This is a genomic window from Aurantimonas sp. E1-2-R+4 (assembly GCF_036549515.1).
Classification (GTDB): Bacteria; Pseudomonadota; Alphaproteobacteria; order Rhizobiales; family Rhizobiaceae; genus Aurantimonas; species Aurantimonas coralicida_A.
On the sequence record NZ_JAZHLK010000159.1, the window covers coordinates 1 to 629 of the forward strand.

General features: G+C 61.7%; 1 protein-coding gene and 1 pseudogene. Both read right to left on the minus strand.

Translation table 11 applies throughout. The features are described from left to right. Positions 1–102 (minus strand): annotated as a pseudogene (locus VQ045_RS21855) (ATP-binding protein); the annotation flags it as partial. Positions 103–209: 107 nt separating this feature from the next. Continuing rightward, positions 210–629 (minus strand): ATP-binding protein (locus VQ045_RS21860; RefSeq protein WP_331831629.1); only part of this gene is annotated, 420 nt, incomplete at its 5' end.

Consider the following 629-nt stretch of genomic DNA (forward strand, 5'->3'; position numbering starts at 1 on the left):
TCTTGCGAACAGGACGCGATATCCGGCGTCGATCAGCGCATGACCGAGCGCCGCCGAAAGATGGGTCTTTCCCACGCCTGGCGGGCCGAAACACAAAATATTGGTGCCCTGACTGCGCATTTCGCTGATTGTGAGCAGCCATTTCAGGCGATCGTGAGCACGTGTTTCACGCGATCATGAGCGGTCTCTTCGGCCGACCTGGTTATTGTTCAGGCGTTTGAGACGCCGTCAAGAGCGTGGGCGCGGGCGTTCTGTTTTCGCATGCTTTCTCCGGCGAGTTGAAGGCGGTGAGCATTGTGAACGAGGCGGTCCAGAATCGCGTCACCGAGGGTGGGATCGCCGATGACGTCATGCCAGTGTTCCACGGGAATTTGGCTGGTGACGATGGTCGATGCGCGACCATGGCGATCGTCGAGGATCTCCAGGAGGTCGCGCCGTTCGGACGCGTTGAGAACAGACAGGCCCCAGTCGTCGAGCAGGAGGAGCTGAACGCGCCCGAGCGTCTTGAGCAGGCGACCATAGCGTCCATCACCTCGAGCCAGCGCGAGCGCCTCGAAGAGGCGCGGGACGCGATGGTAGAGGACCGAGCGATTGTCACGGCAGGCTTTGTGGCCGAGGGCGCAGGCCAA